The 13,945-nt window shown below is 47.1% G+C and carries 10 protein-coding genes; 1 reads left to right on the forward strand and 9 read right to left on the reverse strand.

Annotated features, from left to right (window positions below; translation table 11 throughout):
• Positions 1-12: 12 nt before the first annotated feature.
• Genes ACNA7P_RS06450 through sufB form a run of 4 tightly spaced genes read right to left on the reverse strand, consistent with a single transcriptional unit; the run spans position 13 to position 4,705 of the window.
• Positions 13-1,236: an aminotransferase class V-fold PLP-dependent enzyme gene (locus ACNA7P_RS06450; protein WP_416257799.1), complete on the reverse strand. Its 1,224-nt coding sequence runs from the start codon at positions 1,234-1,236 to the stop codon at positions 13-15.
• On the reverse strand, positions 1,233-2,510 hold the full coding sequence (gene sufD / locus ACNA7P_RS06455) for a Fe-S cluster assembly protein SufD (RefSeq protein ID WP_416257800.1): 1,278 nt from the start codon (positions 2,508-2,510) through the stop codon (positions 1,233-1,235). The genes ACNA7P_RS06450 and sufD overlap by 4 nt, the downstream gene beginning before the upstream one ends.
• On the reverse strand, positions 2,507-3,265 hold the full coding sequence (sufC, locus tag ACNA7P_RS06460; RefSeq protein ID WP_416257801.1) for a Fe-S cluster assembly ATPase SufC: 759 nt from the start codon (positions 3,263-3,265) through the stop codon (positions 2,507-2,509). The genes sufD and sufC overlap by 4 nt, the downstream gene beginning before the upstream one ends.
• Positions 3,266-3,268: 3 nt before the next feature.
• A complete protein-coding gene (gene sufB / locus ACNA7P_RS06465) occupies positions 3,269-4,705 on the reverse strand; it encodes a Fe-S cluster assembly protein SufB (protein ID WP_416257802.1) in 1,437 nt (478 codons plus the stop codon).
• Positions 4,706-5,225: 520 nt separating this feature from the next.
• On the opposite strand from sufB, the gene ACNA7P_RS06470 reads away from it, so the two are divergent.
• Positions 5,226-6,962, forward strand: coding sequence for a Na/Pi cotransporter family protein (locus ACNA7P_RS06470; protein ID WP_416257803.1), 1,737 nt, complete (start codon positions 5,226-5,228; stop codon positions 6,960-6,962).
• Positions 6,963-7,139: 177 nt separating this feature from the next.
• Here ACNA7P_RS06470 and prpF read toward each other — a convergent pair whose 3' ends face one another.
• The 5 genes from prpF to ACNA7P_RS06495 all read right to left on the reverse strand — a co-directional run bounded on the left by prpF (position 7,140) and on the right by ACNA7P_RS06495 (position 13,818).
• Positions 7,140-8,315 (reverse strand): 2-methylaconitate cis-trans isomerase PrpF, encoded by a 1,176-nt coding sequence (gene prpF / locus ACNA7P_RS06475; RefSeq protein ID WP_416257804.1) that lies wholly within the window; start codon positions 8,313-8,315, stop codon positions 7,140-7,142.
• Positions 8,316-8,404: 89 nt separating this feature from the next.
• Positions 8,405-10,990 carry a Fe/S-dependent 2-methylisocitrate dehydratase AcnD gene (acnD, locus tag ACNA7P_RS06480; protein WP_416257805.1) on the reverse strand — a complete coding sequence of 862 codons (2,586 nt, stop codon included), beginning with the start codon at positions 10,988-10,990 and terminating at the stop codon, positions 8,405-8,407.
• Between the two features lie 81 nt (positions 10,991-11,071).
• Positions 11,072-12,196: a 2-methylcitrate synthase gene (gene prpC, locus ACNA7P_RS06485; RefSeq protein ID WP_416257806.1), complete on the reverse strand. Its 1,125-nt coding sequence runs from the start codon at positions 12,194-12,196 to the stop codon at positions 11,072-11,074.
• Between the two features lie 58 nt (positions 12,197-12,254).
• A complete protein-coding gene (gene prpB, locus ACNA7P_RS06490; RefSeq protein WP_416257807.1) occupies positions 12,255-13,133 on the reverse strand; it encodes a methylisocitrate lyase in 879 nt (292 codons plus the stop codon).
• Between the two features lies 1 nt (position 13,134).
• Entirely contained in the window at positions 13,135-13,818 is a 684-nt protein-coding gene (locus tag ACNA7P_RS06495) for a GntR family transcriptional regulator (protein WP_416257808.1), read from the reverse strand.
• Positions 13,819-13,945: the final 127 nt, after the last annotated feature.

A 13,945-nucleotide genomic window follows, 5' to 3' on the forward strand; every position in this document is an offset into this window, starting at 1 on the left:
TTTGCCTCCAGCTTACAGCAACATCGATTGAGCTTTCTTCAGCCCAGCGAACAAGCGTTCAACTTCTTGTTCCGTGTTGTAAATAGAAAATGAAGCCCGCGCTGTGCCTGGCACATTTAAACGGCGCATCAGTGGCTGGGCACAATGTTCGCCCGTGCGAATGGCAATGCCTTGGCGATCTAGCAAAAAGCCAATATCGGCAGGGTGAGCGCCTTCTAGCACAAAGCTTAAGATGGCCACTTTATCTGCCGCTGCGCCTACTACCCGCATTGCCGGCAGCTGTTCAGCTAATTCTAACGCGCGCGCTAACAGTAATTTCTCGTGCGCTTGCATAGCCACTACATCTTGTGCGGCTAACCAATTCACTGCTGCGCCTAAACCAATAACACCGGCAATATTTGGCGTGCCAGCCTCTAACCGATTAGGTAGCTCACCCCAGGTAGCATCCTGATAGGTAACACTTGCTATCATTTCACCACCGGTTAACCAAACGGGCCAATCTGCTAATACTGATTTACGGCCCCATAATACACCCACACCTGTAGGTGCGAATAGCTTGTGGCCAGAAAATACGTAAAAATCAGCACCTACTGCCTGTACATCAACACCACCATGGGCAACGCCTTGGGCACCATCAATTAATACCAGCGCAGCGGGCGCTTTCACGCGTACCTGAGCAGTAAGTTTTTGCACTGCATTTACCGTACCTAGCGCGTTGGAAATGTGCGGCATCGCCACCATTTTCACGTTTCTGTTCAGTAATGCCGTAAATGCTTCCTCATTCAAGCTACCATCATCAAAAATGGGCGCGATTTTTAACGTTGCACCGCTCGCTTTACAGGCTTGTTGCCACGGAATAAGGTTGGCATGGTGTTCAAGCTCAGTAACAATTACTTCATCACCTTCTTGCAACCGCTCGCTCATACCTTTGGCAATAATGTTAATGCTTTCGGTAGTACCGCTGGTCCAAATTACTTCCGCTCGGCTACTTGCATTAATAAACGCAGCTACATCATCACGGGCTTTTTCATAACGCCGCGTAGCTTCATCAGAAAGCTTATGCGCACCACGGTGCACATTCGAGTTGCACTCGGTATAGAATGCTAAAATTGCATCTAGCACTGCTTGTGGTTTTTGCGTAGTAGCGGCGTTATCCAAATATACCAGCGGTGAACCATTTACTTGCTGCTGTAAAATTGGGAACTGCGCACGAATGGCCTCTACATCCCAGCTCATTCAGCCTCCATCGCCACAAAGCGCTCACGCAAAATCGGCAGTAACCAATCCGCTAAGCTGTGGTTAGGCATTTGCGTGATTAGCTCCTGAATAAAACCAAAACTAAGCATTACTTTCGCTTGGCTAGCACTGAGCCCGCGCGAACGTAAGTAATACAGTGCTTCTTCATTTATTTCCGCTACCGTGGCACCGTGAGCACACTGCACGTCATCGGCATAAATTTCTAACTCAGGCTTAGTATTCACGCGCGCACCACGGGTGAGCAACAAATTACGGTTGTTCAATTCCGCTAACGTTTTCTGCGCATAACGGTGAATATGAATACGCCCGTTGAACACAGCCACGGCTTTATCGCCCACAATACCGCGCGCGTTTTGCTCAGTAGTGCCATTTGGCACCGCGTGTTCAATCGAACTATGGAGATCAAAATGTTCGTTGGGAGCTAACAAATAAATATTGTTAAATTTCGCAAACGCATGCTCTCCGGCATGGTGAATATCCGCATCAATACGCGAGATCTGGCTACCATAGCCTACCAAGGTAGAGTTTAAGCGCGCTTCGTTGTGCAACTGAAAATGGCTACCGCCAATGTGAATCACCTTACCGCCATGCAGAGCTAAACGATAGTGTTCAAGCTGCGCTTTATCGCCAATAAGGTATTCTGCAAAAGCCGTATTGAATGCCGCCGTATCTGCACCACTTAAAGTAGCACCATGCTCAATAACAACAGCTTTCGCGCCAGCGCCTAAACGCACCAAAATACGGTTATGGCTTTCTACACCGGCGGTTACATAATTCACGATACGAATAGGTTGCTGCACCTCAGCGCCAGCCGCGATATCAATAATAATCCCTTGCTGCGCCAACGTATCATTCAGCAAACCAAACAAATGCTTTGCAGGTTTTACCTTAGTGAAAACGGCTTGGGCTACTTCTTTTGCTGGCGCATCGGCGTTGCTAAAACTGCTAACACGCACACCACTTGGCAGTTGCAAGGCTTCGATTGCTGTTTGCAATTCGCCATCTACCAACACGATATCCAAGCTATTCAAACCAGCCACGGCAGGTGCATCATCTTGTTTAACAAGGCCAGAAGCTGAAGTGAGCGCTAACTTATCAAACGCATGCAAAGAGGTGTAACGCCATGCTTCAGTGCGGCGCCCAGGCCATTCTTGCGTTGCCAATAACGCCAGTGATTCTTTCCGCTGCGGCTGCAGCCAATCATTTACCGCACTGGCTCGTGCAATTGCTTGCGCTAACCACGATTGGCTCATTCTGCTTTCTCCCCAGCCTTTTCTAACCAGGCATAGCCGGTTTTCTCAACTTCTTTGGCCAGCTCAGGGCCGCCACTTTTAGCAACCTTGCCATCGGCAAGAATGTGCACAAAATCCGGCTTAATGTAATCCAACAAACGCTGATAATGGGTAATGATGATAAAGCTGCGCTTGCCATCGCGTTGGCTATTTACGCCATTCGCCACTACTTGCAATGCATCAACATCCAAACCTGAATCCGATTCATCCAAGATACAAAGCTTCGGCTCTAACAAAATCATTTGCATAATTTCGTTACGCTTCTTCTCACCACCAGAAAAGCCTTCGTTTACACCGCGCTTCAAGAAATCCAGTGGCAAGTTCACTTGCTTGGCTGCTGCTTTCGCTTTCTTTAAAAACTCCGCTGCACTTAACGATTCTTCGCCACGCGCTTTGCGCATTACATTCACAGATTCTTTCATGAATTCCATGTTGCTTACGCCAGGAATCTCTACCGGGTATTGGAATGCTAAAAACAATCCGGCTTGAGCGCGCTCTTCAACTTCCAGATCCAACAAATTGGTACCGGAAAAATCAATGTTACCAGCGCTAGCTTCATAACCATCGCGGCCTGATAACACATACCCGAGGGTACTTTTACCAGCGCCATTTGGGCCCATAATCGCATGAACTTCGCCCGGCCCAACTTCAAGATTTAAACCTTTTAAAATGTTCTGGTCTTCTACATTCGCATGCAGGTTTTTAATCGATAGCATTACTTACCCCACTGAGCCTTCTAAACTGATTTCCAATAACTTACCGGCCTCAACCGCAAATTCCATAGGTAACTCTTTGAATACTTCTTTACAGAAGCCATTCACAATAAGCGATACCGCTTTCTCTGCATCCATTCCGCGTTGCTTGCATAAAAAGAGCTGATCATCACTCACCTTCGAGGTGGTTGCTTCATGTTCAACAATGGCGGAAGGGTTGCTGCTCTCAATGTACGGAAAGGTATGCGCCCCACACTGATCGCCAATTAACAGTGAATCACACTCGGTAAAATTACGGGCGCCATCAGCATTTGGCCCCATGCGCACCAAACCGCGGTACGCGTTACTACTGCGCCCCGCTGAAATACCCTTGGAAATAATGGTTGATTTGGTATTTTTACCTAAGTGAATCATCTTCGTGCCAGTATCGGCTTGCTGCATGCCGCGGGTAAGGGCTACCGAATAGAATTCGCCAACACTATTATCGCCTTTCAGAATACAGCTTGGGTATTTCCAAGTAACCGCTGAACCCGTTTCTACTTGGGTCCAAGAAATCTTGGCATTCTTCTCGCAAATACCACGCTTGGTTACGAAGTTGTAGATACCGCCTTTACCGTTTTCATCACCTGGATACCAGTTTTGTACGGTTGAGTACTTAATTTCTGCATCATCTAAAGCCACTAACTCAACCACCGCCGCATGGAGCTGATTTTCATCGCGCTGAGGTGCGGTACAACCTTCCAAGTAGCTAACGTAGCTGCCCTCTTCGGCAATAATGAGTGTACGTTCAAACTGCCCAGTATTCAGCTCGTTAATACGGAAATAGGTAGAGAGTTCCATTGGGCTACGTACACCTTTTGGAATGTATACAAAGGAGCCATCGGTAAACACAGCTGAATTCAACGCAGCAAAAAAGTTATCGGCCCGTGGAACAACGGTGCCAAGGTATTTCTTCACTAACTCTGGATATTTTTTAATGGCTTCGGAAATGGGGCAAAAGATTACGCCCGCTTCTTCCAGCTTCGCGCGGAAGGTAGTTACCACCGATACCGAATCGAACACGGCATCTACCGCAACACCCGCGAGCATCTCTTGCTCATGCAGTGGGATACCTAGTTTTTCATAGGTGCGCAGTAATTCCGGATCTACTTCAGCAAGCGATTGCGGCTTATCTTTCATACTTTTCGGTGCCGAATAGTATGAAATTGATTGGTAATCAATTAAATCATAGCCGATATGTGCCCAATCTGGTTCAGGCATCTTCTTCCAAAGTTCAAATGCGCGCAAGCGCCATTCGAGCATCCACTCGGGCTCTTCTTTCATTGCAGAAATGTGCCGAATCACATCTTCACTGAGGCCTGGCGGCAAAGTGTCTGATGCAATATCAGAAATAAAGCCGGCTTCATATTTTCGCGCGATGGCCTGGTCGATTTGTTCACTCATGATAAACCTACTTAGTTTCTATCAAGGATGCCTGAATTATATATTACCCGAGTATTTCACTCAAGTATTAAGCGGCGCATATTGCTCGCGCGCCAAAAAGGCCAATTTAAGCGTATAAACCACATCAATTGTAAAAGGTTTGTAGAATATTCACGTGCCAGCAAAAAATGGTGCTTATTGTACCATTAAATGGGCATTTTAGTTTACTTTCAGAAAGGAATTAAGCGCAGAAGTGGCAACCAACAATGCTGGTTACCACTCTTGGAGTAGGTGTATGCCAGAGCAAAGTAGTTAACTGAAGAGCCCAATCGTTGAACATTCCTCGTAGTATTACAAATTTATGAAGTTAATATGGCGGAATGTGCAGTTTATGCTTTTTCTCACTGCAACTTCATGGATATAATGGCGGCTCAATTAACCAATAGAGCAGAGCTCGGCGCAGTAAATTTACGATTTGTTGAGGGATTCACCGATCTTGCCGTTCAACGAATCAATACTGTTCTGAATCTAATAAGAGCCTATGTCCTACTCATTTTTTGATTTTCTACAATTAATCGGTTCATTGGGTATTTTCATTTTTGGAATGAAGATTTTCAGTGAAGGGCTACAAAAAATTGCTGGCAGCCGCTTAAAAGGCATTCTCGGCGGCATGACCCAGAACAGAATATCCGGTGTGGTTACTGGCTTCGCAACCACCGCTATTACCCAATCCTCCACTACCACAACGGTTATGGCAGTAAGTTTCGTAAACGCTGGTTTGCTTACCTTTGTGCAATCCACCGGTGTGATTATGGGGGCCAATATTGGTACTACCATCACCGCTTGGATGGTGGCAATTTTTGGCTTTAAAACACAGATTACCCCCATCGCCCTGGCCGTAATTGGTATTTTCTTCGCTTTCTTGTTTTCCGGTAATAGCCGCTTACGCAATATTGCCGAAACTATGGTTGGCTTTGGTATCTTGTTTATTGGTCTCGAGTTTATTAAAGGCTCAGTGCCAGATATCAATGCCAATCCAGAGATTTTCGCCTTTTTAGACAGTTACACTGATTATGGGTTTCTTTCGCTCATATTGTTTGTAGTTGTTGGTGCGGTTCTTACCTTACTTACCCAAAGTTCCTCGGCTGCCACCGCCATTACCTTGGTAATGCTCTTCGAAGGATGGGTGCCGTTCCCCATCGCTGCCGCCATGATCTTAGGTGAAAATATTGGTACCACCGTAACCGCCAATATTGCCGCATTAGTAGGCAATGTGCATGCGAAAAGGGCGGCACGATTCCACTTCTTCTTCAATATTATTGGTGTGATTTGGATGCTCGTGCTTATCTACCCATTCCTGCACTTGATGGATATTGCCATCCAGTACTTCTTCGCAACTGATGTATCCGTAATGGGAACTACCGCAGAAGCACGAACCAACGGTACCTTAGCGCTATCGCTGTTCCATACATCGTTTAATATTCTCAACGTGCTCTTGCTGTTTGCCTTTGTGCCCATGTTGGTGCGGTTTGTGGAATATATTCAGCCGGATCGTGGTGGCGAAGATGAAGAGTTCCACTTGCGCTATATCAGCGCGGGGCCAATGACATCACCAGGCTTCTCTGTTGAGCAGGCGCATAAAGAAGCCCAGCAAATGGGTGATATCATCGAGAAGATGCATCATTCAGTGCAAGAGCTATTGTTTGATCCAAAAGCAGATAGAGCCAAGCTGGTTGATAAGATTCATAAATATGAAGAAACCACAGATCAAATTGAAGTGGAAATTTCTGATTATTTAGTACGTATCAGTGAACATACTAACTTGGAACACTCGCTTACCGAGCGTATTCGTTTCATGCAAACCATGATTAATGATATGGAGCGTATCGCTGATATCTATTATCAAATCGCTAAACTTACTGAGCGTTTCGATGAATCAAGCTCAAGTTGGCCAGAAGTGGCATCAAGTGAAATGGCGGAAATGCTGGAAGCCGTTGGTAAAGCGATTGTAATCATGCAAGAGAACCTTGCCGCGAACTCAGGTAATGCAAACCTTGATAAAGCGCTGGTTGCAGAACAACACGTAGATGCCACGCGCGATCAATATCGTGATACACACTACGCCCGTTTAGAAGCAGGCGAGTATGCGGCGCGGGCCGGGGTTATTTTCATTGATATGCTCAACCGTTTAGAGCGTATTGGTGATCACATTCTTAACGTGAATGAATCGGCTGCAGGCCGCCGTTTAAAAGCAGTGCGCACCGATGGTGATGATTAACCACTAGCGTGGATACAGCAGCCCTGTATATCAACCTAGTTCAAGTAAAGGAGCGCTTCGGTGCTTCTTTTTGTTAGCATCGGCCACTCATTGTTAGCAACAGCCACGAAAAAAGGAGGCGCTATATGGCAACCTCCTTTTTGCTTTTCTTACTGCATCACTAAAGCGTTCTATACCCTAGATATTAATAGGCGGAATTCGTACCCAACCTTCCATCAACACCCGCGCGCTGCGGCTCATGATTGCTTTAGTAACCTGCCAATTGCCTGCTACTTGCTTTGCTTCTGCGCCTACCCGTAACGTACCAGAAGGATGGCCAAAGGTAACGGCAGTACGATCACCGCCACCAGCGGCTAAGTTAACTAAAGTGCCCGGTACCGCCGCAGCAGTGCCAATTGCCACTGCCGCAGTGCCCATCATGGCATGGTGCAGTTTACCCATAGAAAGTGCACGCACATTCAGATCGATATCCGCAGCATTAATATTTTTGCCACTCGAAGAAACATAACTTGCCGGCGGAGCTACAAACGCGATCTTCGGTGTATGCTGGCGAGCCTCGGCTTCACTCACATCACTAATTAAGCCCATTTGTAATGCGCCATAGGCCCGTAACTTTTCGAAAAACGCCAATGCTTCTGGGTTTTCGTTAATGGCACCTTGCAATTCAGTACCCAGATACCCGATATCAGCGGCATTCACAAAAATAGTGGGAATGCCGGCGTTAATCATGGTTGCTTTAAAAGTGCCCATGTTCGGCACATGCAAATCATCGATTAAGTTACCGGTAGGGAACATCGCTCCTTCGCCATCGGCAGGATCAAGAAACTCAATCGGCACTTCTGCAGCTGGAAAAGTAACCCCATCCAGCTCAAAATCACCAGTTTCTTGCACTTCACCATTACTAATGGGCACATGGGCAATAATGGTTTTCTTGATATTTGCCTGCCAAATCCGTACCACGGCAGTGCCATTTTCAGGCACCCGGTTGCGATCTACTAAACCACTGCTTACGGCGAACGAGCCTACCGCAGAGGTTAGGTTGCCGCAGTTACCGCTCCAATCGATAAATGCTTTATCAATAGCTACTTGGCCAAATAAATAATCCACATCGTGATTGGCTTGGCTGCTCGGTGACAAGATCACAGTTTTACTAGTACTAGACGTAGCACCACCCATACCATCGGTATGCTTACCATATGGATCCGGCGAGCCAATTACCCTTAGTAACATTGCATCACGCTCCGGCCCCGGTTGCTGTGCAGCCGTTGGTAAATCAGCAAGGCGGAAAAACACACCTTTACTGGTACCGCCACGCATATAAGTGGCGGGAATCTTAATTTGCGGTTTATGCATCTAGCTATCCTCTACGCATGTGCTTGCAAAAGCGATAAGCGGCTGGGCATTAGCAGCCCAACCGCTCATAGGGTGCACACCTTGTTACGTTAAGCGTTTGCTAAGAAATCTTGAGCAAACCGCTGTAACACGCCACCAGCCTGGTAAATGGTGAGCTCTTCCATGGTATCAATGCGGCATTTCACCGGCACTTCCACACGCTCGCCACTGGGGCGCTCGAACACTAAGGTTAGTTTCGCACCTGGCGCTAACTCACCTTCAATATCAAATAGCTCGCTGCCATCAATATGCAGTGTTTTACGCGTGGTACCCGGCTCGAACTCTACCGGTAACACACCCATACCAATCAAGTTAGTGCGATGAATGCGTTCAAAACCTTCAGCTACAATTACTTCTACCCCAGCCAAACGCACGCCTTTCGCAGCCCAATCTCGTGAAGAGCCCTGGCCATAATCGGCGCCAGCAACGATGATTAATGGCTGCTTACGATCCATGTAGGTTTCAATCGCTTCCCACATGCGCACTACGTTGCCTTCCGGCTCAACTCGCGCCAACGAGCCTTGCTTAACTTGGCCATCTACCACGGCCATTTCGTTAATTAGCTTCGGGTTCGCAAACGTGGCGCGTTGCGCCGTTAAGTGATCACCACGATGGGTTGCGTAGGAGTTGAAATCTTCCTCGGGCACGCCCATTTTCGCCAAGTATTCACCCGCTGCACTATCCGCCATAATGGCGTTCGAGGGTGAAAGGTGATCGGTGGTAATGTTATCGCCTAACACGGCTAGTGGGCGCATCCCTTTCATCGTAGGCATGCTAGCAAGGCCACCTTCCCAGTATGGTGGGCGGCGAATGTACGTGCTTTGCGGGCGCCAATCGTATAATGGCGGCGTTGTTTCACCCATATCCACGGAAATATTGAACATTGGGTCGTAAACTTCGCGGAATTGCTCCGGCTTCACGCTTGCTTTCACGATGGTGTCAATTTCTTCATCGCTTGGCCAAATATCTTTCAAGGTTACTGGATTGCCATCGGCATCGTAGCCTAAAGTATCTTTTTCGATGTCGAAACGTATCGTACCGGCAATCGCGTAAGCTACAACCAATGGCGGAGAAGCCAAAAAGGCTTGTTTCGCATACGGATGAATACGGCCATCAAAGTTACGGTTACCCGAAAGTACTGCGGTAGCATATAAATCGCGTTCAATTACTTCTTTTTCAATTACCGGATCAAGCGCACCACTCATACCGTTACAGGTAGTACAGGCAAAGCCCACTACACCGAAACCAAGTTGCTCTAACTCTGGTAATAGGTTCGCTTCTTCAAGGTACATTTTCACTGTTTTCGAGCCCGGGGCTAATGATGTTTTTACCCATGGCTTGCGCAATAACCCGAGCTTATTGGCATTTCGCGCAATTAAGCCAGCAGCAATCATATTGCGTGGATTCGAGGTATTGGTACAGCTAGTAATGGCGGCAATAATACAGGCGCCATCTGGCATTTTGCCTTCTTCGTTTTCCACTACGCCAGAAATACCGCGCTTGGCCAACTCAGATGATGGCAACAACGCATGCGGGTTAGAAGGGCCCGCTAAATTGCGCGCTACTTTGCTTAGATCAAAAGTAAGCACCCTCTCATATTCGGCAGTTTTCAGACTATCAGCCCACAGGCCAGTTTCTTTAGCGAAGGTTTCTACCAATGCAATTTGTTTATCTTCACGGCCGGTAAGTTTTAAGTAATCAATGGTTTGGCCATCTATGTAAAACATTGCCGCAGTTGCACCATACTCTGGGGTCATGTTCGAAATCGTTGCGCGATCGCCAACGGTGAGCCTATCAGCGCCTTCACCAAAAAACTCTAAGTAAGCGCCTACTACACGCTCACGGCGCAAGAACTCGGTGATTTCCAAAACCAAATCGGTGCTGGTAATACCCGGCTGTAATTTACCGGTAAGCTCAACACCAATAATATCGGGCAAACGCATGTACGAGGCACGGCCAAGCATTACACTCTCAGCTTCTAAACCACCTACACCTACGGAAATAACGCCCAACGCATCTACCATTGGCGTATGGCTATCGGTGCCAACACAGGTGTCTGCGAACGCTACGCCGTTCTGCACTTGCACAACCGGCGACATTTTCTCAAGGTTAATTTGGTGCATGATGCCGTTGCCAGGCGGGATTACATCCACGTTTTTAAACGCGGTTTTGGTCCAATTAATAAAGTGGAAACGATCATCATTGCGGCGATCTTCAATTTCGCGATTCTTTGCAAACGCATCTTTATCAAAGCCCGCATGCTCTACTGCAAGCGAGTGGTCAACGATAAGCTGGGTAGGCACCACTGGGTTTACTTGGGCCGGATCGCCACCTTTTTCGGCAATCGCATCACGCAAACCAGCCAAATCTACCAAGGCGGTTTGGCCAAGAATATCGTGGCACACCACGCGCGCTGGAAACCATGGGAAATCGAGATCACGTTTACGTTCAATAATTTGCTCAAGGGCGGCGTTTAATTGCGAAGGCTCGCAACGGCGCACTAAGTTTTCAGCCAAAATACGCGAGGTATAAGGCAGTTTTGCATAAGCACCTGATTTAATCGCCTCTACTGCAGCACGAGTATCGAAATACTCTAGATTGGTACCAGGTAACATTTTCCGGAATTTAGTATTCATAACGAACCATCACAATTAGCAAAGGAATGAAGGGCTAACAACAAACAGGGAGAAACATGTGTTTCTCCCTGTTATCACGTTTTAGCGCTCGCTGATTGCTGGCACAGGGCGCGGGCCTGGGCCGGTGTAATCGGCGCTTGGGCGAATAATACGGTTATTTGCGCGCTGCTCTTTCACATGCGCTGTCCAACCGGTAACTCGTGACATCACAAAAATTGGTGTGAACAACTTCGTTGGAATGCCCATGAAGTGGTAAGCCGAGGCATGGAAGAAATCCGCATTCGGGAATAACTTCTTCTCGCGCCACATCACTTCTTCACAACGCACGGATACATCATACAAACGGGTATCGCCGTACTCGTCTGCCAACTTCTTCGACCAAGCTTTAATAATATCGTTACGCGGATCACATTCGCGATATATCGCGTGGCCGAAGCCCATAATCTTGTCTTTGCGCGCGAGCATACCCATCAAGGTTTCTTCCGCTGCATCAACATCTGCCATGTTCTCAATCAATTCCATGGCCGCTTCATTAGCACCGCCATGCAATGGGCCGCGCAGTGAACCGATTGCGCCAGTAACACAAGAGAAGATATCTGAAAGTGTAGAAGCACACACCCGAGCGGTGAAGGTAGATGCATTGAACTCATGCTCTGCATATAGAATTAATGAGGTATTCATTACTGCAGCATGCAGTTCATTTGGTGCTTTATCATGCAACAGGTGCAAGAAATGGGCACCAATTGAATCATCATCGGTTTGTGTTTCAATACGCACGTTATCGTGAGTGAATCGGTACCAGTACAACAAAATGCTTGGGAATGCCGCAAGCAAACGTTCAATTTTGGCATCGGCTTGGCTAAAATCTTCTTCTGGCTCAAGATTGCCTAAAAACGAAGCTCCCGTGCGCATTACATCCATTGGATGAGCATCAGCAGGAATGCGCTCAAGCACATCTTTCAGTGCTTGCGGTAGGCCACGTTGTTTTTTCAAGCGCGCTTTGTATTCATCAAGTTGCGCTTGCTTCGGCAGTTCGCCATTGGCAAGTAAATAAGCTACTTCTTCAAAGCTTACGTTATCGGCTAATTCTTTAATATCATAACCATAGTAGGTTAATCCAGAGCCACTTTGGCCCACAGTACATAGTGCGGTTTCGCCCGCTACTTGGCCGCGTAAACCAGCACCGGTTAGTTTTTTATCAGACATTATTATTCCCTCTTAACTTGTATTGAATTTCTGTTGCTTGGCAGCACTACTCAAATCATTACTTTTTAAATAACTGATCGAGCTTTTCTTCAAATGAGTGGTAGTTCAAGAAATCATAGAGCTCAGCACGTGTTTGCATGATATCTACCACTTCTTTCTGGTCGCCATTGGCAAGAATACTTTCATAAACCGTTAATGCTGCTTTGTTCATCGCGCGGAATGCGCTTAACGGGTACAGCACCATTTCTACGCCTACTTGGGCTAGCTCAGCTTTATTAAATAGTGGTGTAGCACCAAACTCTGTGATATTTGCTAGCACAGGAACATTCAACGCATTGGTGAATGCTTGATATTGCTCTAGGGTATGCACTGCTTCTGCGAAAATTGCATCCGCGCCTGCTTCTACACAAGCTTGTGCACGCTCAATTGCGGCATCTACACCTTCTTGCTGCAATGCATCGGTGCGCGCCATAATTAAAAACTGTTCATCGGTACGTGCATCAACCGCCGCTTTTACGCGATCAACCATCTCGCCCTGAGAAACAATTTCTTTATTGGGGCGATGGCCACAGCGTTTTTGTGCTACTTGGTCTTCAATATGGAAGCCGGCAGCGCCAGCGCGGGTCATTTCTTTCACGGTACGTGCAATATTAAATGCACCACCCCAACCCGTATCAGCATCTACCAATAATGGTAGATCAGTGGCAGCGGTAATACGGCGTATATCTTCACACACATCATTTAAAGAGGTCATGCCTAAATCTGGTAAGCCAAACGAAGCGTTAGCAACACCTGCACCAGAAAGATATAACGCCTTGTGGCCGGCTCGTTCCGCCATCATGGCAGTGTAGGCATTAATAGTACCTACGATTTGTAGTGGTGCTTCATTGGCAATTGCTTGGCGAAGCTTGCCGCCAGCACTTTGAATAGAGGTCATGTTAACTCCCAGCATTTAACAGTTTAAGTTCGATGTTCTTGCGTGAAGCGCCAATATGGCGGCGCATCAATAAATCGGCGAGTTCGCCATCGCGATTCGCAATCGCGTTAATAATCGCTTTGTGCTCATCAAATGCCCGCGAAACCCGCGGGCCGTTCATGCCAAGCTGCACTCGGTACATTCGAACCAAGAAGTATAGCTCGTCACAGAGAATGTTGATGAGATATGAGTTTTTACTACCTAAAATAATGCGGTAATGAAAATCCAAATCACCCTCTTCCTGATAATAACTTTCGCCTTCACGTACGCGTTGGCTTGCTAGGTGCGCCTCTAATAAGGCACTTAATTTGGCAACTTCTGCATCATCCATATTCTCAGCAGCTAAACGGCAGGCTAAGCCTTCTAACTCTTCGCGCAACTGATATAATGAAAGTAATCCTGCTAGCGATAAGGTTACCACGCGAGCACCAGCGTTCGGTGTGCGTTCGATCAAATGGCAGCGTTCTAAACGCGCAAGCGCTTCACGTAATGGTGCCCGGCTCACACTAAATCGGCGCGCCAGCTCTGGTTCACTAATTTTGCTGCCCGCCGGAATATCGCCTTCTACAATCGCACGTTGAATTTCCAATAACACACGATCTGAAGAAGTAACCGGGGAACGCCAAATGGGGCTTTGAATGGCCATAATTGTCGACACCCTTATATGATGAGAGCATTTTAAAGCTTAATTATGACACTATCAAGGCGCTATTAAGATATATTGTCGACAATCTATTAGTATTCACTGCAATTCAATTACTTAACTAGCCACG

This window comes from Aliidiomarina sp., from assembly GCF_047920995.1.
Lineage (GTDB): Bacteria > Pseudomonadota > Gammaproteobacteria > Enterobacterales > Alteromonadaceae > Aliidiomarina.

Excerpts from the sequence above, each read along its gene's own strand:
- ACNA7P_RS06450 (WP_416257799.1), bottom strand. The coding sequence starts at position 1,236 with ATGAGCTGGGATGTAGAGGCCATTCGTGCGCAGTTCCCAATTTTACAG.
- sufD (WP_416257800.1), bottom strand. The coding sequence starts at position 2,510 with ATGAGCCAATCGTGGTTAGCGCAAGCAATTGCACGAGCCAGTGCGGTA.
- sufC (WP_416257801.1), bottom strand. The coding sequence starts at position 3,265 with ATGCTATCGATTAAAAACCTGCATGCGAATGTAGAAGACCAGAACATT.
- sufB (WP_416257802.1), bottom strand. The coding sequence starts at position 4,705 with ATGAGTGAACAAATCGACCAGGCCATCGCGCGAAAATATGAAGCCGGC.
- ACNA7P_RS06470 (WP_416257803.1), top strand. The coding sequence starts at position 5,226 with ATGTCCTACTCATTTTTTGATTTTCTACAATTAATCGGTTCATTGGGT.
- prpF (WP_416257804.1), bottom strand. The coding sequence starts at position 8,315 with ATGCATAAACCGCAAATTAAGATTCCCGCCACTTATATGCGTGGCGGT.
- acnD (WP_416257805.1), bottom strand. The coding sequence starts at position 10,990 with ATGAATACTAAATTCCGGAAAATGTTACCTGGTACCAATCTAGAGTAT.
- prpC (WP_416257806.1), bottom strand. The coding sequence starts at position 12,196 with ATGTCTGATAAAAAACTAACCGGTGCTGGTTTACGCGGCCAAGTAGCG.
- prpB (WP_416257807.1), bottom strand. The coding sequence starts at position 13,133 with ATGACCTCTATTCAAAGTGCTGGCGGCAAGCTTCGCCAAGCAATTGCC.
- ACNA7P_RS06495 (WP_416257808.1), bottom strand. The coding sequence starts at position 13,818 with ATGGCCATTCAAAGCCCCATTTGGCGTTCCCCGGTTACTTCTTCAGAT.